The 847-nt window shown below is 71.5% G+C and carries 1 protein-coding gene; it reads left to right on the forward strand.

Annotated features, from left to right (window positions below):
- Positions 1-666, forward strand: a 666-nt coding sequence (locus tag DRB06_RS07000) for a YebC/PmpR family DNA-binding transcriptional regulator (protein ID WP_111819499.1), incomplete at its 5' end; no start/stop codon positions are given.
- Positions 667-847 lie beyond the last annotated feature (181 nt).

Here is an 847-nt window from a genome sequence, read left to right on the forward strand (position 1 = left end):
GTCGCCGCCCGCACCGGCGGCGGCGACCCCAACGGCAACCCGACCCTGTACGACGCCATCCAGAAGGCCAAGAAGAACTCGGTCCCGGCGGACAACATCACCCGCGCCGTCAAGCGCGGAAGCGGCGAGGAGGCCGGCGGCGCCGACTGGCAGACCATCATGTACGAGGGCTACGGCCCCGAGGGCGTCGCCTTCCTGGTCGAGTGCCTGACCGACAACCGCAACCGCGCCGCCTCGGACGTGCGCGTCGCCTTCACCCGCACCGGCGGCTCCCTGGCGGACCCCGGCTCGGTGGCCTACAACTTCACCCGCAAGGGCGTGGTCGAGGTCGCCAAGGGCGATGGCGTGGACGAGGACACGATCCTCATGGCCGTGCTCGACGCCGGTGCCGAGGAGGTCGTGGAGGGTGCCGAATCCTTCGAGATCATCTCCGAGCCCGGCGATCTGGTGGCGGTGCGCAAGGCCGTCACCGACGCCGGCATGGACTACGAGTCCGCCGAGTCCCAGTTCGTCGCCGGCACCACCGTGGCGGTGGACCTTGACGGCGCCCGCAAGGTGATGCGGCTGATCGATGCCCTGGAGGACCTCGACGACGTGCAGAACGTCTACACCTCCGTCGACATCACCCCCGAGGTTGCCGCCCAGCTCGACGCGGACGACGATTAGACCTCGCCACCGCCAGGCGCAGCCATGAGCGAACCGTCCCCGCTGGCCACCGAGCGGGCCCCTGGACGGGGCGGCCGCCGTCACGGCGCCGTCGCCGAGCAGCGCGTGCTGGGCATCGACCCCGGCATGACCCGCTGTGGACTGGGCTGCATCGACGTCGATGCGCGGCGCCGCGCCCGCC

The sequence above is a fragment of the Actinomyces sp. Z5 genome (assembly GCF_003287795.1).
Lineage (GTDB): Bacteria > Actinomycetota > Actinomycetes > Actinomycetales > Actinomycetaceae > Actinomyces > Actinomyces glycerinitolerans.